The organism is Cypionkella sp. (genome assembly GCF_036782355.1).
GTDB lineage: Bacteria > Pseudomonadota > Alphaproteobacteria > Rhodobacterales > Rhodobacteraceae > Cypionkella.
Map to the genome: position 1 here is coordinate 1 of NZ_DAIPZF010000039.1, position 20,873 is coordinate 20,873.

A 20,873-nucleotide genomic window follows, 5' to 3' on the forward strand; every position below is an offset into this window, starting at 1 on the left:
ACCTCAATCGCCTTGCCGCTCAAGGTCACGCCGCCCATGCGGTAGTCCTCGAAGGCCGCATAGGCCAAGGGCACCCAATCGGCGGTGATGCGGGCCATTTGCTCGGCGTAGACCCTGATTTCGTATTGCGCATGCGCATCGGCGCGCAGGCGCAGGAAGTGGAAGAGGTTGTGCAGGTCGGTCTTCCAATACCACTGGGTATAGATGTTCATCGGCAGGTTCATGCGGGCAAGTTCGCGGGCAAGGCCTGCTTGGCCCTCTTGGCTGAGCATCGCCTCGTAGTTGTCATAAGAGCGCGCGGCGTCGGATTTCAGGATTTCCAGCACGCGGGCGGCTTCCTCGCCTTGCAGCACTTCGCCGCGGCCTTGGTTGTTGATCACCGATTGCGCGGCCAATTGGCTGGGCTCGGGGATGTAGAACTCGCGGTCGAGGATCGAGTAGCGGGCGGAGTATTCGTTGACGTTGGCGGTGCGGTGGCGGATCCACTGGCGCGCGACAAAGACCGGCAGTTTGATGTGCAGCTTGATCTCGCACATCTCGAACGGGGTCGAATGCCAGTGCCGCATCAGATAGCGGATCAGGCCTTCGTCGTTTTGCACATGTTTGGTGCCAGCGCCGTAAGACACGCGGGCGGCTTGAACGATGGCGCTGTCGTCGCCCATATAGTCGATGACGCGGACAAGACCGTGATCAAGCACCTGATGCGCGCGATAAAGATGCGCCTCCATGCCTTCAGAGACCGCGCGCAGGGTCGGGCGCGGATTGGCGCGGGCGGCTTCGATTTCGGCGATCTGGTCAGGGGTCAGGGACATGGGAGCGGCCTTTCGCGGGTATGAGTCGCCCGTGACTATATCTTGGGGAAAGGCATTACGAAACCACAAGCTGCGGGGCGTTGCCATCAAGCCATGGCGCAGCGCTTTACAGGGGTAACAAGGGAAAGGTTTTGACTTTCCAGCAAATCTTGCTCAGGTATAAGAAAATATCTTTAGAGATATTATTATCTCTTTCGTATAAAAATAAGTGATTCAAGGGGACTTTATGGCGCGGGTAGCATTGGTTTTGACAATGGTGGGCGGCCTTGCTGGATGCGGCGGCGGCAGCCCCTTTGCGCCGGAAAAGGTTGCAGTGATACCTACGGCCCCAACAGCGGCGGAAACGCCCAGCCTATCGCTTGACCCCAATGTCTCCTCACATAGCAAATTCGCCTGGGACCCAGCGCGCAGTCTGACGATGAACGCCGTCACCTATGACAGTGTCAGCGATAAACTGGTCATCAACAACCTGCCCTTTGACGGTCCAGAGGGGATTTATGACAATGTGCTGACCTTCGCCAATGGCGCAAAGGCCTATAAAAGCCGCAGCACCGAGACGACAGGGCAAATGCCGCATTATGCGGTCTTCGTTTCAACGGTGGCGATGCAGGCCACCTCGGCTGCGGGCGCAAATTGGCTGGGCTACGGCAATTCGGGCGCCAATGTGAACCGCACAGGCTTTCGGCTGCCCGCAGGGGGCGAATATATCTATGTCGGCAAATATGCCGCCACGCGGGTGTTCGATGGCCGCACGGGCCTTGAGCTGGTGACGGGGGATCTACGCCTGATTGTCGATGTTCTGGACTTTGATCCGAAGGCTGGGGTGCAGGGCGATATCGCCGGTCGGATCTTTAATCGGACCCGCGTCTTTAGTGTGTTGCCGGTCGCCTTGAACCGTTTTTCCTCAACCACGGCCACTCAGGGCCGCGCCCTACCCGATGTTATCTTGGCCGAAGTGGGCTTTAGCACCACTGAGGGCAGCTTTGATAACGGCACCGCCGAGAGCTACGCACCCGATACCACCGCTTGGGAAAGCGGCACCTATAGCGGCATCTTGGGCGGCACAAGCGGCGAACAGATTGGCGGCTATACCGTGATCACCGGCACGGCCGATGTGCAATCGGTGCGCTATCAAGTGCAAAACTACACGCTTGCGGGCGTGAACGGCGTGGCTTCTGGCTTGGACAGCATCAGCCAAACGCAGCTGCAAGACATGCTGAACGCCGGCGAGACCCTGCCCGGTGTTCTGCTGGCCCCGCCGTTGCCAACAGATGCCGTAGCGACGACATCCAGCTTTGTCGATTTGCAACTGCGCACAGATTACACCGCCCGCGAAATCGGCGTGTTTGTCGGCACGCAGGTGCCGACAACGCCTTAGGGCGTACCGATGCGACGGCCTTGCTGCGGCGTGATGGCCGCACTCTGGATCGCGGCCAACCCTGCACAGGCCTCGCCGCAGCACCTAAGCCCCGAACAGGGCTTGGTCTTTGCCCAAGAGCTTTTGGCCGCCAATCAACCCGCAGCAGCACAGCAGGTTCTGGCCGCCTTGGCGCAGGCCCGCCCCAAAGAGGCGCAGGTGCTGATCTTGATGTCGCAGGCGCAGAGCGCGCTGGGACAGGGCCGATCTGCGGCGCTGGCGGGCAAGGCGGCCTGGCAGTTGGCGCGCAGCCCCGCAGAGAAATTTGCCGCCGCCGTTGTCACCGCGCGGGGGCAGGTGCTGGACCACCGGCTTGGCGCTGCGGGCTTTTGGTTGCGGCGGGCGGGGCAAGTGGCCCCAAGCCCGCAGACCCACGCTTTGGCTGCGCAAGACCATGCAAAGCTACGCCAAATCAATCCCTTAAGCCTGCGCTTGACCTTTGCCGCCGCACCGTCAAACAATGTCAACAATGGCTCGTCCAAGGCCACCACCAGCTTTGAAGGCCTGCCCTTTGTGTTTGTGCTTGCCCCTTCAGCGCGCGCGCTTGCGGGCATCGAGCTGACTGAAAAGCTGTCCCTGTCCTATCGTTTGGCGCAAAGCCCGCAGGCCAGCACCAGCCTGAACCTTGATCTCTTCGCCCGCCAAGCCCGCCTGTCGGCGCAGGCCAAAGCCGCCGCCCCTTTGGCGCGGGGGCGCGACTATGGCACGGCCCAGATCGGGCTGGGGCTGACACATCGCTGGGCTGCGGCTACGGCCGGCGGGTCACACAGCGCCTCGGCAAATCTGAGCCACAGCTTTCTGGGCGGTGAAGCCTATGCCCAGCACATCACGCTGCGCTATGAGCGCGATTGGGCGATGGGGCGGCGCGATCTTGTCTCGGCGGGCTTTGGGCTTGAGCGGGTGCGCTATAGCCCAAGCGGTCAGACCAGCTATGGCCAGCGGTTGCGCGGGACTTGGCAGCGCCACTTGCCCCAAAAGCGTGCGCTTTGGCTGAGTGCCGAGCTATCGCAGATCCAATCTGCGGCAGTTTTGCGCGCCTATGACGGGGTCTTAACCCGCGCCGGCTATGATTTTGGCAAGATCACGCCGAAACTGGGCCTAACCCTTGGGCTTGAGGCCGAGTGGCGCCGTTACGGGGTGGCAGGGGTTCACACCGGCGCGCGACAAGACCACAGTCACGCGATTCAGGCGGATCTAAGCCTGCAAGGGCTTGAATACTATGGCTTTGTGCCGGTGCTGAATGCCGAGGTCTCGCAAACAAGCTCGACCGTCGATCTTTACAATTCAGCCAATGCTCAAATCGGGATCAGCCTGAAATCCAGCTTTTAACGCAGCATTCCATGGGTGGTCATCGCAGCTTTTGCTGCTAGGTTTGAGAAAAAAGGAGATTAAGATGAGCCTTCGCTATTTGCACACCATGGTTCGGGTCTTGGATTTGGAAAAATCCATGGCCTTTTACAGCCTATTGGGGCTGGAGGAAACGCGGCGGTATGAAAATGAAAAGGGCCGTTTCACGCTGATTTTCATGGCCCCACCCAGCCAGCCAGATTGCCCTGTCGAACTGACCTATAATTGGGACGGCGACGCGGGCCTGCCGTCGGATGCGCGCCACTTTGGGCATTTGGCCTATGAGGTCGAAGATATCTATGCGCTTTGTGCGCATCTGGCGGCCAATGGTGTGGTGATCAACCGCCCACCGCGCGATGGCCATATGGCCTTTGTGCGGTCGCCCGACAACATCTCGATCGAGCTGTTGCAAAAGGGCGAGGCGCTAGAGCCTGCCGAGCCTTGGGTCAGCATGGGCAATACCGGCAGCTGGTAAGCCCTGCCCCCATAAAAAAAGCCCCGCTTTTGCGGGGCTTTTTTATTTATTCATCCGCAGCCGAGGGCGGGCGCAATTCCGAAACAAAGCGGTCGAAATCATCAGCGGCTTGGAAGTTTTTATAGACGCTGGCAAAGCGCACATAGGCCACCGTGTCGATCCGCGCGAGGGATTCCATCACGATCTCGCCAATGATTTTCGACGAGATATCGGTATCGCCAAGGCTTTCCAGACGCCGCACGATACCAGAAATCATCTGATCAATGCGGTCCGGATCAATCGGGCGTTTTTGCAGCGCGATGCGGATCGAGCGTTCCAGTTTGGTGCGGTCGAAATCTTCGCGCTTGCCCGAGGATTTCACCACCACAAGATCGCGCAGCTGCACGCGTTCATAGGTGGTAAAACGGCCACCGCAAGCGGGGCAAAAGCGACGGCGGCGGATCGACACATGGTCTTCCGCTGGACGGCTGTCTTTGACTTGTGTGTCAACGTTACCGCAGAATGGGCAGCGCATCGGCTCCCTCCTTGCTTGTTATTGTTACTGCCTCGTAGACCCCGAGTGTTTCCCCGAGTTATCCACAGACTGTAGCGCTTTTCCCCAGCCCTCGCCTAGAGCAGAAATGCAGATACTGCATATAGCGGCATAGGTGTTGCGAAGAGGACTCAGGTCGCAGGTCGGTGACAGCCACCACGCTGCGGGCAGACAGGCGCAGCCGCGTCAGTTTAAAACAAAATATCAAGCAATTTAAAACAATTAGAAATCTTCACAAAACTGTTAGCAGTAATCCGCGCCAAAGACCCTACCTAAGTGCCTCATTTAGCAAGGAGGACTTTGATGACACGCATGACCGCGAAAGACTTTAGCCCAGACCTGCTCGAACTTTATGATTTCTATGCGCATGGCAAAATTTCAAAGCGTGAATTTTTGGAAAAAGCCGGCCGCTTTACTTTGGGCGGGCTGACCGCCACGGCCGTTTTGGCGATGATGAAGCCCAATTACGCGCTGGCTGAACAGGTGTCCTTTACCGACCCTGATATTGTTGCCGATTATGTCACCTACCCCTCGCCCGATGGTCATGGCGAGGTGCGCGGCTATTTGGTGCGCCCTGCCAAGGCGGAAGGCAAAGTGCCCGCCGTGGTGGTGGTGCATGAAAACCGCGGGCTGAACCCCTATATCGAGGATGTGGCGCGGCGGGTGGCCAAGGCGGGCTTTGTGGCGCTTGCCCCCGACGGGCTGACCTCGCTTGGCGGCTATCCCGGCAATGACGACGCCGGCCGCGAGCTGCAATCCAAGGTCGATCCGGTCAAGCTGATGAACGACTTTTTTGCCGCCATCGACTGGATGAAGACCCATGAGGCCAGCACTGGCCGCGTCGGCATCACCGGATTTTGCTATGGCGGCGGTGTGGCCAATGCGGCGGCCGTGGCCTTTCCCGATCTGGGCGGGGCGGTGCCGTTTTATGGCCGCCAACCCGAGGCCGCCGATGTCGCCAAGATCAAAGCGCCGCTGCTGATCCATTACGCCGCTTTGGACGAACGGGTGAACGCGGGCTGGCCTGACTATGAGGCGGCACTCAACGCCGCAGGCACGCAATATGAGGCCTATATCTACGAAGGCGTCAATCACGGCTTTCACAACGATTCCACCCCGCGCTATGACGAGGCGGCGGCGGACTTGGCTTGGGGCCGCACGATTGCGTTCTTTAAGGCCAATCTGGCCTAGCAACATCGGCAGGGGCGGTTAATGCCGCCCCGTCAGCCAATTGCCAAAAGCCGCAAAGCGCGAGGGCGCAATGCCAAGCCGGGCTTCGCGCGCATCGGCGATATGCAGCAGTCGATACATCAGATGCACGCCCAGCCAGCGCAGGGGTTCAGGCTCCCATTGCCGCACGCGGCGGTTCACCCAAGGCAAGCCCGTGCGCCGCGTGGTCTTGCCCAGCGCCAGATCGGCCAAGGTTTGCCCCGCAAGGTTAGAGGTCGACACCCCCACCCCAACATAGCCCCCCGCCCAACCAAGCCCGGTGGCAGGGTCAAGCCCCACCGTCGCGCACCAGTCGCGCGGCACCCCAATCACCCCGCACCAAGCGTGATCAATGCCGTAATCGGCAGCGGCGGGGAAATGCTGGCGCAGCACCGCCGTCAGCCGCCGAACGGTCTCGGCATCCGGCCTGCCGTCGCGGTCAATCTTAGAGCCGAATTTATAGGGCACCCCACGCGCGCCCACCGTGATGCGCCCCTCGCGCGTGCGCTGGCAATAGCAATAAGCGTTGTTCATATCGCCGATCAGCTCGTGCCCCTGCCACCCGATCTGCGCCCAAACCTCGGGCGGCAGCGGCACGGTGGCAATCTGGGCCGAGTTCAGCGGCAGCCAATCGCGTTTATGCGCGGCGATTGCGGCGGTAAAGCCTTCGGTGCAGCGCAGGATGATCGGCGCCATCAGGCGGCCATGCGCGGTGACGATTTCGCCCGCGTCATAAGACAGCGCCGCGCTGTCCTCATAGATCGTCACTCCCAACCGCTCGACCGCCAGCGCCAAGCCGCGCACCAGCTTTGCAGGCTGGATCCGCGCCATGCCAGACACCACCATCGCCCCGAGCGCATTGGGCAGGCTGATGCGTTGGGCGACCTCGGCCTGCGTCAGCTCGCGGATGCGGTGGCCATCGCCCCAATGGCTGCGATGCGCGATCTCGGCCTTCATCCGCGCCAGTTGCGCAGGATTGGTGGCAACCATCATCTCTTCGGTGGGCAGCATATCGGCGTCGATGCCCTCGGCCTGACAGACGCGGGCAATCTCGGCCACCGTCGCCTCTAACTCTTGCACCATCTGCAACACCGCAGCGCGAGAGGTTGCGCGCGCATAGGCCTCGTGGTTCCAAGCAAAGGTGCCCATGCACCAGCCGCCATTGCGCCCCGAAGCGCCAAAGCCCGCAAAGTCTTTCTCGACAATCGCCACCCGCAGATCGGGCTGCGCCTTTTTCAGATAATAGGCGGTCCAAAGCCCGGTATAGCCCGCGCCAATAATCGCCACATCGACCTGCGCATCGGCCCGCAGCGCCGGACGCCGGCTTTGCGGCAGACCGATATCGGCATACCAAAACGACACATCGCCAAGGGTGGTGGGCTGCATGGGGGCCTCCGTTCTGGCTGCATGCTGGCGCGCAGGGCAGCGCTTTGCAAGCGGGATTAGACGGCGATTTGCCCGCCCAGCCAGCTGCGAAACGAGGTCAGCGGGCTGCGCTCGGGGCGGTCTTTTGGCCAGACAAGGTAATAGCTGCCCAAGGATTGTATCGCAGGGCCAAAGGCAGGCACCAACCGGCCCGAGGCAAGGTCGGGTTCAATCAAGAACCGTGGGATCAGGGCGGCCCCCAGCCCATGGATGGCGGCTTGGGTCATGGTGGCGAATTGGTCAAACAACATCGCAGCAGGGCGCTGATGCGGCTGGCCGTGATGCGCCAGCCAGCGGCCCCAATCCCCCGTGCGGCTTTCCAATTGCAGCAAGGGATATGAGATTATATCATCAGCGCGCTGCAAGGGTGCCTTCAGCAGCGCAGGCGATGCCACCGCGATCAGATCCTCTTGCAGCAGCGGCAAATAGGCCGCCCCCGGCCAATCTTGCCGCCCATAATGGATTGCCGCGTCGAAATGCGAGTTGGCAAAGTCAAACGGGCGCAGGCGGGTTGACAGGTTCACCGTCACCTCGGGGTGGCGGGCGGCGAAATCGGCCAGCCGTGGCGCCAGCCAATGCATGCCAAAGGCAGGCAGAATTGCCAGATTCAACGCCCCGCCTTCAGGATTTGCCCGCAGCGTCAGCGAAGCCTGCGACAGCGCTTGCAAGGCGCGGCGGATCTCGCGGCAATAGTCTTGCGCCGCAGGGGTCAGCCGCAACCGGTGGTTTTCGCGTTGGATCAGCGCCACACCAATCTGCGCCTCAAAGGCCTGCAATTGCCGCGAAATGGCGCCTTGGGTCAGATTCAACTCGGCCGCAGCCGCCGAGGCCGAGCCGGTGCGATCCACCGCCTCCAGCGCCAAAAGCGAGGGCATCGAGGGCAGATAGCGGCGCGAAATCATATGAGTTTTCCTCATGATTTGATGTGAAGCCCTCGTTAGGGGATTTGGCATATATATGCAATAAGGGCGCAAATCTTATGGAGGTTCCGCATGACCGATCGCCCCACCCTAAAGGCCAAAGACGCCCCCGATCTGGGCCGCTTTGATTGGCAAGACCCGTTCCGGCTGGATGATCAGCTGACCGAAGAAGAACGCATGCTGCGCGACGGCGCACGCGCCTACGCCCAAGAAAAGCTGCAACCTCGGGTGATTGCGGCCTATCGCGAGGAATCCACCGACCCCGCGATTTTCCGCGAAATGGGCGAAATGGGGCTATTGGGCACCACGATCCCCGAGGCTTACGGCGGGCTTGGCGCGTCTTATGTCGCCTATGGCCTGATCGCGCGCGAGGTCGAACGGGTGGATTCGGGCTATCGCTCGATGATGTCGGTGCAATCGTCTTTGGTGATGTATCCGATCTACGCCTATGGCTCAGAGGCGCAGCGGCTGAAATATCTGCCAAAGCTGGCCAGCGGTGAATGGATCGGCTGTTTTGGCCTGACCGAACCCGATGCGGGCTCTGACCCTGCGGGGATGAAGACCGTGGCGAAGAAAACCGCCAATGGCTATGTCTTGACCGGCGCAAAGATGTGGATTTCCAACGCGCCGATTGCCGATGTCTTTGTGATCTGGGCGAAATCCGAAGCCCATGGCGGCAAGATCCGCGGCTTTGTGCTGGAAAAAGGCATGGCGGGGCTGTCAGCGCCCAAGATCGGCGGCAAGCTGTCGTTGCGCGCCAGCATCACCGGCGAGATCGTGATGGCAGGCGTCGAGGTTGGCGAAGACGCGCTTTTGCCGCATGTCGAGGGGCTGAAAGGCCCATTTGGCTGTCTGAACCGCGCGCGCTATGGCATCTCTTGGGGGGTCTTGGGGGCGGCGGAATTCTGCATGCAGGCCGCGCGGCAATACGGGCTGGACCGCAAACAGTTCAACAAACCGCTTGCCGGCACCCAGCTTTATCAGCTGAAACTCGCCAATATGATGACCGAGATTTCGCTGGGCTTGCAGGCGTCTCTGCAGGTGGGCCGGCTGATGGATCAGGCCAATGCGGCCCCCGAGATGATCTCGATCATCAAGCGCAACAACTGCGGCAAGGCGCTGGATGCGGCGCGGATGGCGCGGGATATGCACGGCGGTAACGGCATTTCGGAAGACTTCCAGATCATGCGGCATATGGTCAATCTGGAAACCGTCAACACCTATGAGGGCACGCATGACGTGCATGCGCTGATCTTGGGTCGCGCGATCACGGGTGTGCAGGCGTTTTTCTAAACGCTTTGGGGGTGCGCAGGGCCTGCGCACCCCTAATGCTTAAAACGCCTCTTCAAGGGCGGTTGCGCGGCGGGCTTCGGCTTGGCGCGCGTCTTCGATCCGCGCCTTGCGACGCCGGTTGATCTCAAAGCCAATCGCCAGCGCAAGCGTGGCGATCATCAGCATCAGCGCCAGCGCGTTGATCGTTGGCGTGATGCCCGAGCGCACCTTCGAGAACACATAGACCGTCAACGTATTCGCCCCGCCGCGGGTGAATTGGGTGACGTTGTAATTCTCGATCGACTGGAAGAACGCCACCGCGCCGCCTGCCCCGATCGCGGGGTAAAGATAGGGCAGCAGAATCCGGCGCATCACCTGCGCATGGCTTGCCCCCAGATCCAGCGCCGCCTCTTCCAGCCCTTCGTCAAAGCTTTGCAACCGCGCCAGCACCAAAAGCATCACCATGGCCGCGATATAGCTGACCTGCCCAAGCACCGACAGATGCAGCCCCGGCTTGAACAGAATAAAGTCGGAATGGATGCCATTGCCGATTTTGGTCCACATGATCATGGTGGAAATCCCGATCACCGCGCCGGGGATCAGCAGGGTCGAGATCATCAGCCCGTAAAGCGTGGTGCGCAGCCGCCCCGAGATCGAATTGATCAAGATAGCCGCCGCCGTGCCAACCAAAATCGCCAGCAGGCTGACCGCCACCGCGACCACCAGCGTGTTGCGAAACGCCAGCCACATGGTTTCATCGGCGAAAAGCGCGTCGAACCATTTGCCGGTCACGCCCTTCCACGGCACAATCGAGGGGGTCTTGTTGTCGTTGAACGCCGCCGCCCCCATGATCCCCAGCGGGATCAGCAGGTAAAGGATGAAGACAAAGGCATAGACGCGGGCAAGTGTTTGGCGAAATTGATACATCTTGCCCTCCTATTTCGCAATGTCGGACAGTTTGACGCGGAACAGCTTCATCACCAGACTGACGAAAAGCGTGCACATCAACAGCAGCAAAAAGGCATAGGCGGCGGCAGTGTTCCAATCCAGCGCGTCAAACATCCATTGCTGAATGGTCTGAGTGAACCATTGCGAGGTGGTCGAGCCAAGGATCGTCGGCACCAAAAGCGAGCCTGCCGAGAGCATAAAGACCATCACCGACCCCGAAGCGATCCCCGGTTTGCAATGCGGCAGCACGATGCGCAGATGCGTGCGCCACCACGGGCTGCCAAGGTCTTCGGCGGCCTCGATCTGGTTGCTGTCCAGCGAGGACATCGCGTTATAGACCGGAAAGATCATGAACAGCACATAGGTATAGACCAGCCCGATCATCACGCCGTTATAGCCCGAAATCCAGCGCACCGGCTTGTCGATCACATGCAGCGTCACCAGCAGCGTCGAAAGCGGGCCTTTCAGCGCAAGGATGATCCACCAAGCAAAGGCGCGCAGCACCTCTGACACCAACAGCGGCACACAAAGCAGCAAAAAGATCGTCGGCAGGCTGCGTGGGTTCAGGATTTTCGCCATGTAATAAGCCAGCGGATAGGTCAGCAAAAAGCACAGGATCGTCACCAAAAGCGAATAGAAAATGGTGAGCGAAAACGTCAGCACATGCACCGGAATATTGACAGGAATGCCCATCAGCGTGGTGTCGATGGATCCGTTGAACACCTTAATATAATTGGCCAAGGTGTATTGATCGGCAGGCCCGCCAATTTCTGTCACCGGCAGCAAGGGCCTGAACGAGCTTTCCAGCAGGGTGATATTGGGCAGGACCACCAGCATCGCTAGCCAAAACGCCGTCAGCAGGCAGATGATCAGCGTGGCTACGCGGCCATAGCGTCGAAACATATCGCCCATCTGTCAGCCCCTTGTATTTGCGTCAGGCAAGATCGCGGCATGGGCAGCGTTAAAGCTGGCAAAGCGTTTGGCGCCAATCGCGGGCACGGTGGCAGCACCATCATTGCGCACCTCGGCCACCAGGGTTTGGCCATTGGCGGCCTTGGCATGCACCGCGATAAAGGCGCCCTCAAAAGAAACCTCGCTGACGGTGACGGGAACCGAGTTTTCCGCCCCCTCGGTCTCGGTCAGGATGGTGTGCTCGGGGCGGACATAAAGCTTGATGCCCTCGCCCAAAGCGCCATCGCCCAGCCGCGCGGTCAGACGGCCAAGGCCGGTGTCAAAGCCCGCCATGCCAGCACTTGGGGCCACGACCGATCCGGTAAAGACGTTGTTTTCGCCGACAAATCCGGCGACAAAGCCGTTGACGGGGTTGTTGTAGATATCGCGCGGGGTGGCGATTTGCTGGATGCGGCCTTGGCTCATCACGCCGACACGGTCCGACATCGCCAAGGCTTCGCCTTGATCATGCGTGATATAGATAAAGGTGACGCCGGTGCGCTTTTGAATGGCGCGCAGCTCGGCCCGCATATGTTGGCGCAGTTTGAGGTCCAGCGCCGAAAGCGGCTCGTCCAGCAGCATGACCTTGGGTTCCACCGCCAAAGCCCGCGCAATCGCCACGCGCTGTTTTTGCCCGCCCGACAGCTGGCTGACCATCTTGTCGGCGGCATCGGGCAGATCGACCATATCCAACAGCTCTTGCGCCCGCTTGCGCCGCGCCGCCTTATCCACACCGCGCACTTCCAGCCCGAAAGAGATGTTCTCCCAGATCGGCATCAGCGGAAACAGCGCAAGGTTTTGAAAGATCAACGCGGTGGGGCGCTGGTTGGGGCGTTGGCCCTTCATATCCATGCCGCCGATACGGATCTGGCCATGCGTCGGCTCGATAAAGCCGGAAATCATCCGCAGGATCGTGGTTTTGCCACAGCCCGAGGGGCCAAGAAACGAGAAGAACTCTCCGGGTTCTATCGAGACATTTGCGGTATCAACGGCGCGAAAACTTCCGAAATCGCAGCAGACATTTTCAAGATCAATCCCAGCGCTCATAGACCGCCTAACCCCCTGTTGGTCGTATTATAAGGCCATTCGGCCCGTTATTTTCTGGCTGTCATAGTGCCAGTTTATGCGTGATGCTTGGTCCAGAAAAACAAACGCCGAGACCATAGGGCCCCGGCGTTTCTTTCAGCGCAAACCCTTAGGCTGCCTTGTATTTATCGGCGTATTCGGCCCGCTTGGACAGGAATTCGGCCGATTGATCTGGCCACCACCACAGCTTGGACAGGGCGTCGTCGTTGAAGGTGCCGTTGTAATAGGCCGAAACATCCGGATCCATCATATCGGCAGCGCCCTTGCCAACGGGGTTGGACGAGAAGGCGGTTGCCCACATCGCCGCCCCCTCGGCGGTCGAGGTCCATTTCGCAAGTTCGTGCGCCTGGTCGATGTTCTTGGCGTTCTTCATCAGCACAAAGCCCTGATGCCATGCAAAGGCGCCTTCAACTGGGGCGGCATAGCCATAGCCATCATTGCGCAGGTTAAAGCCGGTCGAATCCCAGCACAGGCCCACGGTCGCACCATTGGCAGTAAAGCCTGCATTGGCCTCGTTTTCACCCGACCACCACTGCACGACATTGCCCTTGGCCTTGATCGCCTCGGCCAGTGCTATGTCCCACAGCTCGACCATAGCCCCCATGTCGGAATAGCTGTCCATCCAAGGACGCGGCAGCTTGCCGGTGGCATCCAACCAACGGCCCATGGCAGCCAGAGCCGAATGCGGCCGCAGGGTGACTTGGTTATCGGTGCTGAACAAAGCGCCCAGCGAAGCAGGCTCGCCCAGTTTGGCCTCGTCCTTGTTATAGACCAGCGACTCGGTGCCCCAGTTCGATGGCACATACAAAAGTGCGCCGTCTTTGCGCGACCGCTCGCCTGCCGCACCATCCGCCAGACCTGGCAGATAGTTGTCCATGGCAAGCTTTGCCGGATCCCAAGCGGCAAGAATGCCGTTCGAATTCCATGCGCCCACGCGGTCAATGGTCGGCTCGATCATATCGACGCCGCCAGCTTCCAGCGCAACTTTGGCCTCGCCGAACATGGTTTCCTGATCGGGCAGCTCTTTGAAGTTCACCTTGATGCCGGTCGCGGCCTCGAAGGCCGGAAACACGGTGGATTTGAAATTGTCATAGCCCGCCCAGCCGACAAAGTTCAGCTCGCCCGAAGAGGCAAGCGCCTTAGAAGAGATCAGCGCAGGGGCAGCAAGTGCGCCCGCGCCAGCGGCGGTGTTTTTCAGGAACGAGCGACGATTAAGTGTGGATTTTGTGGTCACGAAAGTCTCCCTACTGTTGGTCCGTGGATACGGAGATCGGATGCTCTTGAGGGCATCTCTGTTGACAGAGCCGGAGTGGTTTCTGCGCCTCACAAGATGAAACCGCAGCCATTTCCCCCGTTTCTGAAGCAAGATTACGCTGGTGAAGGGGCAATCTGTCAACAATTGTTATTAACCTTACGGCAGGGCGATGTTGCCCCCGCATAGGGGGCCTAAATTGGCAGCATCGCGGCGTTTTTTATAGGCAGAGTGCGAAAGCGCAATAGTCGTGTAATATTGTGCGAAAATAATCATCATCAGAATATAGCACTTCTATTTATTGTATTTAGCGAAGAATATTCTAACTTTTCATTGCCGCTTTCAGCTCTTTGCCAAGTCCTTTCACGCAATCCTGTTATGTTTGCCCAGATAGATTTCAAAGGCAGGGGATGCGAATGAAGGTTGTGGTTCTGGGCGCGGGCGTTATTGGCACTACAACGGCCTACTATCTGGCTCTATCAGGGCATGCGGTGACGGTGATCGACCGCCAACCGGCCCCGGCGCTGGAAACCTCTTTTGCCAATGCAGGCGAGATCAGCCCCGGCTATGCCAGCCCTTGGGCCGCCCCCGGCATTCCGGCCAAGGCCGCCAAGTGGCTGCTGATGCGTCACGCGCCGCTGATCATCCAGCCGCGCCCCGATCTGGCCAAGGTGGCTTGGGTCGGTCGGATGCTGATGAATTGCACCGCCAGCGCCTATGGCCGCAACAAATCGCGCATGGTGCGGCTGGCCGAATACAGCCGCGATTGCCTGATAGACCTGCGCCGCGACACCGGCATTTCTTACGATGAACGCACGCAAGGCACCTTGCAGCTGTTCCGCACCCAAGCGCAGGTCGATGCAGCGGCCAAAGATATCAAGGTCTTGCAGGCCGATGGCGTGCCGTTTGAGGTTTTGGACGCCGCAGGCTGCATCCGCGCCGAACCGGCTTTGGCGCCCAAGCGCGACAAGATCGCGGGCGGTCTGCGCCTGCCCGGCGACGAGACCGGCGATTGCTTTAAATTCACCAACAGTCTGGCGCAGATGGCGGCAGCGGCGGGGGTGGTGTTTCGCTATGGCGTGACGATGAAGCATCTGGAAACCGCGATGGGGCGGGTGGTGGCGGTGCAAACCTCGGCGGGGCGGATCGCGGGGGATGCCTTTGTGCTGGCGATGGGCAGCTATTCGCCGCTGATGGCGCGGCCCTTGGGGATCAAACTGCCGATCTATCCGGTTAAGGGCTATTCGATCACCGTGCCGATCATCGATGCCAGCCGCGCGCCCGAATCAACCATCATGGATGAGACCTATAAGATCGCGATCACCCGTCTTGGCAGCCGCATTCGCGTCGGTGGCATGGCCGAAATCGCAGGCTTTGACATGACGCTAAGCCCGCGGCGCAAGGCGACTTTGGTGCATTCGGTCGAAGATCTGTTTGGCGGCGCGGGCGATCAAAGCCGGGCCGAGTTCTGGTGCGGTCTGCGCCCGATGACCCCCGATGGCACGCCGATTGTCGGCCGCTCGCCGGTGGACAATCTGTTTTTGAACACCGGCCACGGCACTTTGGGCTGGACGATGGCGGCAGGCTCGGGGCGGCTGCTGGCCGATCTGATCTCGGGGCGCGCAGCTGAAATTGAAAGCGGCGATCTGGGCTATCGCCGCTATCAGGGGATTGCGGCCTGATCGCATCGGGCTATGCTGCGGCCAAATCAGGAGGCCAAAGATGAGCGCGATAGATCAAGACAAGCTGGCGAAACTGGCAGAGGTGGCGGTTCGGGTTGGTCTGAACCTGCAACCGGGGCAGGATCTGATCTTGACCGCGCCGATGGCGGCCCTGCCCTTGGTGCGCTTGGTGGCAGCGGCGGCCTACCGCGCCGGCGCAGGCGTGGTGACGCCGATCTTTGCAGATGAGGCGATCACGCTGGCAAAGTTCGCGCATGGATCCGAGGCAAGCTTTGACCGCGCCCCGAACTGGCTTTACAACGGCATGGCCGAAGGCTTTGCCGCAAATGCCGCGCGGATGGCGATTGCGGGCGACAATCCGATGCTGCTTGCAGGTCAAGACCCCGCCAAGGTGGCGCAGCTTGGCAAGGCCAATGCGATGGCGGCCAAGCCTGCGATGACAGCGATCACCAATTTTGCAGTGAACTGGTCAATCTGCGCCTATCCGGGCGAGGCTTGGGCGCGGCAGATGTTCCCCGATCTAAGCGTCGAGGCGGCGGTGACAAAGCTTGCCGAGGCGATCTTTGAAGCCTCGCGCATCAACACCCCCGACCCGGTGGCGGCTTGGGGCGCGCATAACGCAGCGCTTTTGGCGCGGCGCAAGTGGTTGAACGATCAGCGCTTTGCCGCTTTGCATTTTAGCGGCCCCGGCACCGATTTGACGGTGGGGCTGGCGGACGGCCACGAATGGATGGGCGGCGCCTCGCCTGCCAAGAATGGCGTCACCTGCAACCCGAATATCCCCTCGGAAGAGGTGTTCACCACCCCGCACGCGCTGCGCGTCGAAGGCACCGTGGCCGCGACCAAACCGCTGGCGCATCAAGGCAGCCTGATCGAAAACATTGCCGTGCGCTTTGAAGCCGGCCGCATTGTCGAGGCGCATGCCAGCAAGGGCGAGGCCGTGCTGCAAAAGCTGATCGACAGCGACGAGGGCGCGCGCCGCTTGGGCGAGGTGGCGCTGGTGCCGCATGGCTCGCCGATCTCGGCCTCGGGGCTGTTGTTTTACAACACGCTTTTCGATGAAAACGCCGCCTGCCATATCGCGCTGGGGCAATGCTATTCGAAATGCTTTGTCGGTGGCGCGGATTTGACGCCCGAACAGGTGACAGCGCAGGGCGGCAATTCCAGCATCATCCACGTTGATTGGATGATCGGCTCGGGTCAGGTTGATATTGACGGGGTTGCAGCCGATGGCAGCAAAACCCCGGTGTTCCGCCGCGGCGAATGGGCCTGATTATTTGACCTGAAGGCTTTGCAGATATTCTGCCAAGGCCACCAGACGGATCGGCGTTGGCGTCTGAATGCCATCGCCGCCGTCAAAAGGCACCATAGCCCCCGCCATCAAGGGCGAGAAATCGGGCATCACCCCGTCGCCCTTTTTGCCGGTATAGCCCCAGATCTGCGCCATCACGCGGGTGGTGGGAAAGCTGCCCTGGTTGCGCGCCGAAAGCGTGGTCAGATCGGCGGGCTTTTTGGCAAGCCCTGCGGCGGCGGCCCCGTCGCCCTTGCCACCTGCGCCATGGCAGCCCGCACAATAGTCGGCAAAATCCATTTGCGGCGTGGCATTGGCCTCGGTGACCGGCGCGGGCGCAGGCACGCAAGCGCCAAGCATCAAGGCGGCAGCGATCATCACAACACGCATGGAATTCTCCTTAGACCAAATGAAAAGCATCGCGCGATTGCGCCACTGATACCTTGATCCAGATCACAGGCAGGCGATACGGCCCTTATCCAGACGCACAGTGCGGTCCATACGGGCGGCTAGGTCCAGGTTATGCGTCGCAATCAGCGCCGCAAGGCCGGTGTCGCGCACCAAAGCCATCAGCGCCGCAAAGACCTGCTCCGAGGTTTCGGGGTCAAGGTTGCCGGTGGGCTCGTCTGCCAGCAACAGCTTGGGCCGATTGGCAAGCGCGCGGCAAAAGGCGACGCGTTGCTGTTGGCCGCCTGACAGGGCTGCGGGGCGGTGGCTGGCGCGGTCTGCGACACCGACATGATCGAGCAGCTCCATCGCATGGGCAGTGGCCTTGACCTCTGGCACGCCATTGGCAAGCTGTGGAATGACGATGTTTTCCAGCGCGGTAAATTCTGGCAGCAGGTGGTGAAACTGATAGATAAAGCCAACATCGCTGCGCCGCGCTTGGGTGCGTGCGCGATCTGACAGGCCGATCATATTCATACCGCCCAAAGCCACCGAACCTTGATCGGGCGTATCCAGTAACCCTGCGATATGCAGCAGCGTCGACTTGCCTGCCCCCGAAGGCGCGACAAGCGCGACGATCTCGCCCACCTTCACCTCGAGCGTGGCACCCGACAGCACGCTGACCTGCGAGGGCTTGCCAAGGTTGTAGGATTTCTCGATCTCGGCCAGTTCAAGCGCAAAGTTATTCATAGCGCAGCGCCTCGACCGGGTTCATCCGCGCCGCACGGCGGGCTGGGAAAATGGTGACAATAAACGACAATCCAAGTGACAGCGAGACCGCTGAAAGCACATCGCGCCATTGCAGCTTGGCGGGCAAGGCATAGATGTGGCGTAAATCAGGATCCCAAACCCCGCCCCCCGCCAGATAGTTCACAAAGGCATAGATCGGGTCGATATAGATCGCAAACAGACAGCCCAAGATCACCCCCATCGCAGTGCCAACCACGCCGGTAAAGGCGCCACAGATGAAAAAGATCCGCAGGATCGAGCCTTCAGACAGCCCCATGGTGCGCAAAATCCCAATGTCGCGCCCCTTGTTTTTCACCAGCATAATCAGGCCCGAGACGATGTTCATCGCCGCAATCAGCACAAGGATCGACATGATGATGAACATCACATTGTCCTCCATATCCAGCGCGCGCAAAAACCCGCCCGCGCTGTCGCGCCATGTCCACAATAAGGCATCCGGCCCGCCCGCCTGCATCAGCGGGATGGCGTAATCGTCGATCGCCTCGGGGTCGCGCACCATGACGTCGATCTCGTCGGCAAAGCCTTCGCGGTTGAAAAACGACTGCGCTTCGGCAAAGGGCATGTAAAGCCGGGTCTTGTCGACATCAGGTCCGGCGGTAAACACATAAGCCACGCTATAGGCATTAACCCGCGGCGAGGCGCCAAAGGCGGTTTTCACCCCCGATGGCGCCACCACCCGAATGCGGTCGCCCACCGTCACGCCAAGGCTGCGCGCAATGCCCGAGCCAATCGCCACACCCGTGGCAAAATCCTCGATATTGCCATAGGCATCGGCACCGATCCCCACACGCGGGATCGCCTTTAGATCTTGCAGCGTGATCCCGTAAACCTCGGCCCCAGTGGTGCTTTGGCCCGTGGTCAGCATCACCTGCCCCCGGATCACAGGGGCTGCGTTTTTTACCCCCGCAATGGCGGCAATATTTTGCGCGATGGTTTCGTAATCGGCAAAGCCCTTGACCGATTGGCCATCTGCATTGACCCGCCCCGCCGAATAGACCGTGACATGGGCGTTCGAGCCCAGAATGGTATCGACAAATTCCGCCCGAAAGCCCGAGCGCACCGCCAAAGTGGCAATCAGCGCAAAAACCGCCAGAGTGATGCCGATCAGGCTGATCCATGTCATCACCGACACGCCGCCTTCGGCACGTTTTGCGCGCAGATAGCGCCAAGCGATTAAGAATTCAAAGCGGGAAAAGGGTTTGGTCGTTGCCAAGGTGCTGCTCTTTCATTTTCGGGCAAACTGCCCGTTTCATCGCCTTGCGTCAAGAAACGCTTCTGTGACGCTTGGGCTAAAGCTGAATATCAAGGGTAACAGGAAAGTGGTCAGAGGCGGTCAGCAGCGCCGCACTCAGTTCAGGAAATTGGCTGACAGCCGGATCGTTGAACGGATGCCAGATCCGCCAGTCGGGCGCTTTGGCCACCAGATCGGGCGAAAGCATGATGAAATCCAGCAGCGCTTCAAAGTAATGCCGCTTTTGCGGCTGGTAAAACCGCGCGGTGGTTGGCATCAGCCCAAGGCTTTGGGTCAGCGCAAGGCTGGCGTGGGGGTCGTAAAGCCGTGCATTTGCGGGGCGGTTGTGGCCCAGCACAATCTCGATCCCCGAGCGGCCAAACAGCTTTTCATATTCATCAAGCCCCGGACCATCGTTGAAATCGCCCATCACAATCAGACTGTCGCCCGCCTCAAGCTGGCGGTCGATGCGCGCGCGCAGCCACAGACATTCGGCCAATTGCTTGCGGCGGTTCTCGATCGAAATGCGGGTGAATTCGCGCTCTGACCCCGCGCCATGCGGGGCTTTGGATTTGGCATGTACGCCGATCAGGCGCAGCAAAGCCCCTGTGGCGGTGGTCACGGCAAGCTCGAGCGGGGGTTTGGAAAACCGGATCAGCTCTTCCTCGCCATCGCCGTTCAGATCCAGCCGCAACTGGCTGTCAAAGCGCGGCGCGCCGGGGGCGCCGTGACTGGGGGCGGGATCGCCCTGTGGGTCGTGGTGAGCCTTTAGCACATCAGGGTCATACAGAAAGGCGATTTCCTGTTCGGTTTCAGAGGCATAGCCAATCATCGCGCGGCGTGCGCGCAGCTGATAGGCTGCGGCAAAGCCTTCAAGCGCGGTGGCGGTGCTGCGTTTGCCATTGCTGTCAGGCGCTTCGATCACCATCACCGCATCGGCGTTCAGGGCGGCAAAAACCACACCCAAAGCCGCCAGCTGTTCCGCCCGCGTCACCTTGTAGCGCGACGACAATTCGTGATCCGCCAGCATCCGCCCCGCGTCATCAAACAGCGCATTGAACCAAGCGACGTTATAGCTGGCCAGCCGCATCAGGCCGCCACGCGCGACTGGATTTCCTGCCAGGCGGCGTTGATGGCGATCAGCCGACGCTCGGCCAGTTTCACAGCTTCGGCGGGCACACCGCGCGCGATCATGCGGTCGGGGTGGCTTTCCTTGACCGCTTGCCGCCATGCCGCCCGCGCGGCGGCCAGATCGGCATCGGCAGGCAGGCCCAGCACGTCAAAGGGATCGCGCGGCGCGCCTTCGACAAAGCGGCCGCGCAGCACGCGAAAACAGCGCTCGTCCAGCCCAAAGATCCGCGACACCTCGGCCAGAAAGGCGTCTTCGGCCGGATGATAGCGCCCATCCGCCATGGCGATCTGAAACAGACCTTCCAGAATATCAATCAGCACATTGCGGTCATCGGCGCAAAGGGCCGCGCCGGTGCTGTTAAACAGCGCCGCAATCTTGCGCGCATAGGCGTCAAAGCCTGCCACATCTTGGCGCGCAAGGTTGTAAACCCGCGCGGCATTGGCCTCTTCGGTCGGATCAATCTGAAAGATCTGGCGAAAGGTGGCGACCTCGTCACGCGTCACCTGCCCGTCGGCCTTGGCCATTTTCGCCGAAAGCGCGATCACCCCGATGGTAAAGCCGACCGAGCGTTCGGCATTGGGCGCATTCAGCAGCCGGTCAAACACAGCCGCCAACCCCTCGCCCGAAGCAAGGGCGGCAAGGGCTTCGGAGATGCGGATCCAGATCGACATGGGGCGCAGGATAGCCCAGCCCG

At 60.4% G+C, this 20,873-nt stretch carries 20 protein-coding genes; 7 read left to right on the forward strand and 13 right to left on the reverse strand.

The features are described from left to right. A partial coding sequence (thyX, locus tag V7Q10_RS13180) for an FAD-dependent thymidylate synthase (RefSeq protein ID WP_333869574.1) occupies positions 1-812 on the reverse strand: 812 nt, incomplete at its 3' end. Positions 813-1,038: 226 nt separating this feature from the next. On the opposite strand from thyX, the gene V7Q10_RS13185 reads away from it, so the two are divergent. The 3 genes from V7Q10_RS13185 to V7Q10_RS13195 all read left to right on the forward strand — a co-directional run bounded on the left by V7Q10_RS13185 (position 1,039) and on the right by V7Q10_RS13195 (position 4,051). After that, positions 1,039-2,190, forward strand: a complete 1,152-nt coding sequence (locus V7Q10_RS13185) for a hypothetical protein (protein ID WP_333869575.1) — start codon at positions 1,039-1,041, stop codon at positions 2,188-2,190. Positions 2,191-2,199: 9 nt separating this feature from the next. After that, on the forward strand, positions 2,200-3,558 hold the full coding sequence (locus tag V7Q10_RS13190) for a surface lipoprotein assembly modifier (RefSeq protein WP_333869576.1): 1,359 nt from the start codon (positions 2,200-2,202) through the stop codon (positions 3,556-3,558). A 64-nt stretch (positions 3,559-3,622) separates the two neighbouring features. Next, positions 3,623-4,051 (forward strand): VOC family protein, encoded by a 429-nt coding sequence (locus V7Q10_RS13195; protein ID WP_333869577.1) that lies wholly within the window; start codon positions 3,623-3,625, stop codon positions 4,049-4,051. Positions 4,052-4,097: 46 nt separating this feature from the next. Here V7Q10_RS13195 and nrdR read toward each other — a convergent pair whose 3' ends face one another. Then, the gene (gene nrdR, locus V7Q10_RS13200; protein ID WP_333869578.1) at positions 4,098-4,565 is read right to left on the reverse strand and encodes a transcriptional regulator NrdR; all 468 of its coding nucleotides are present in this window, start codon (positions 4,563-4,565) and stop codon (positions 4,098-4,100) included. A 321-nt stretch (positions 4,566-4,886) separates the two neighbouring features. Between nrdR and yghX the strand changes: the two genes are divergently transcribed. After that, a complete protein-coding gene (gene yghX / locus V7Q10_RS13205; protein WP_333869579.1) occupies positions 4,887-5,774 on the forward strand; it encodes a YghX family hydrolase in 888 nt (295 codons plus the stop codon). Between the two features lie 18 nt (positions 5,775-5,792). Here yghX and V7Q10_RS13210 read toward each other — a convergent pair whose 3' ends face one another. Both V7Q10_RS13210 and V7Q10_RS13215 read right to left on the reverse strand, forming a co-directional pair. After that, positions 5,793-7,178 (reverse strand): NAD(P)/FAD-dependent oxidoreductase, encoded by a 1,386-nt coding sequence (locus tag V7Q10_RS13210; RefSeq protein WP_333869580.1) that lies wholly within the window; start codon positions 7,176-7,178, stop codon positions 5,793-5,795. 56 nt (positions 7,179-7,234) lie between these two features. Further along, a complete protein-coding gene (locus V7Q10_RS13215) occupies positions 7,235-8,134 on the reverse strand; it encodes a LysR substrate-binding domain-containing protein (RefSeq protein WP_333869581.1) in 900 nt (299 codons plus the stop codon). Between the two features lie 75 nt (positions 8,135-8,209). On the opposite strand from V7Q10_RS13215, the gene V7Q10_RS13220 reads away from it, so the two are divergent. Continuing rightward, entirely contained in the window at positions 8,210-9,430 is a 1,221-nt protein-coding gene (locus V7Q10_RS13220; protein WP_333869582.1) for an acyl-CoA dehydrogenase, read from the forward strand. A gap of 39 nt (positions 9,431-9,469) precedes the next feature. Here the strand turns inward: V7Q10_RS13220 and V7Q10_RS13225 are convergent, their stop codons facing one another. From V7Q10_RS13225 to V7Q10_RS13240, 4 genes are all read right to left on the reverse strand, one after another. Next, positions 9,470-10,336: an ABC transporter permease gene (locus V7Q10_RS13225; protein ID WP_333869583.1), complete on the reverse strand. Its 867-nt coding sequence runs from the start codon at positions 10,334-10,336 to the stop codon at positions 9,470-9,472. 9 nt (positions 10,337-10,345) lie between these two features. After that, the gene (locus V7Q10_RS13230; protein ID WP_333869584.1) at positions 10,346-11,269 is read right to left on the reverse strand and encodes an ABC transporter permease; all 924 of its coding nucleotides are present in this window, start codon (positions 11,267-11,269) and stop codon (positions 10,346-10,348) included. 3 nt (positions 11,270-11,272) lie between these two features. After that, entirely contained in the window at positions 11,273-12,355 is a 1,083-nt protein-coding gene (locus tag V7Q10_RS13235) for an ABC transporter ATP-binding protein (protein WP_333869585.1), read from the reverse strand. Between the two features lie 148 nt (positions 12,356-12,503). Then, entirely contained in the window at positions 12,504-13,628 is a 1,125-nt protein-coding gene (locus tag V7Q10_RS13240; protein WP_333869586.1) for an extracellular solute-binding protein, read from the reverse strand. Between the two features lie 434 nt (positions 13,629-14,062). Between V7Q10_RS13240 and V7Q10_RS13245 the strand changes: the two genes are divergently transcribed. Both V7Q10_RS13245 and V7Q10_RS13250 read left to right on the forward strand, forming a co-directional pair. Further along, complete coding sequence (locus tag V7Q10_RS13245) at positions 14,063-15,328, forward strand: D-amino acid dehydrogenase (protein ID WP_333869587.1); 1,266 nt, start codon at positions 14,063-14,065, stop codon at positions 15,326-15,328. A 40-nt stretch (positions 15,329-15,368) separates the two neighbouring features. Continuing rightward, positions 15,369-16,601, forward strand: a complete 1,233-nt coding sequence (locus V7Q10_RS13250; protein ID WP_333869588.1) for an aminopeptidase — start codon at positions 15,369-15,371, stop codon at positions 16,599-16,601. On the opposite strand, the gene V7Q10_RS13255 is transcribed toward V7Q10_RS13250, so the two are convergent. The 5 genes from V7Q10_RS13255 to V7Q10_RS13275 all read right to left on the reverse strand — a co-directional run bounded on the left by V7Q10_RS13255 (position 16,602) and on the right by V7Q10_RS13275 (position 20,850). Beyond that, positions 16,602-17,009 carry a c-type cytochrome gene (locus V7Q10_RS13255; protein WP_333869589.1) on the reverse strand — a complete coding sequence of 136 codons (408 nt, stop codon included), beginning with the start codon at positions 17,007-17,009 and terminating at the stop codon, positions 16,602-16,604. 63 nt (positions 17,010-17,072) lie between these two features. Then, on the reverse strand, positions 17,073-17,756 hold the full coding sequence (locus V7Q10_RS13260) for an ABC transporter ATP-binding protein (RefSeq protein WP_333869590.1): 684 nt from the start codon (positions 17,754-17,756) through the stop codon (positions 17,073-17,075). Next, positions 17,749-19,029, reverse strand: coding sequence for a lipoprotein-releasing ABC transporter permease subunit (locus V7Q10_RS13265; protein WP_333869591.1), 1,281 nt, complete (start codon positions 19,027-19,029; stop codon positions 17,749-17,751). The genes V7Q10_RS13260 and V7Q10_RS13265 overlap by 8 nt, the downstream gene beginning before the upstream one ends. Positions 19,030-19,105: 76 nt before the next feature. Continuing rightward, on the reverse strand, positions 19,106-20,137 hold the full coding sequence (locus tag V7Q10_RS13270; RefSeq protein ID WP_333869592.1) for an endonuclease/exonuclease/phosphatase family protein: 1,032 nt from the start codon (positions 20,135-20,137) through the stop codon (positions 19,106-19,108). Next, positions 20,137-20,850: a TerB family tellurite resistance protein gene (locus V7Q10_RS13275; RefSeq protein WP_333869593.1), complete on the reverse strand. Its 714-nt coding sequence runs from the start codon at positions 20,848-20,850 to the stop codon at positions 20,137-20,139. The genes V7Q10_RS13270 and V7Q10_RS13275 overlap by 1 nt, the downstream gene beginning before the upstream one ends. Between the last annotated feature and the right edge of the window lie 23 nt (positions 20,851-20,873).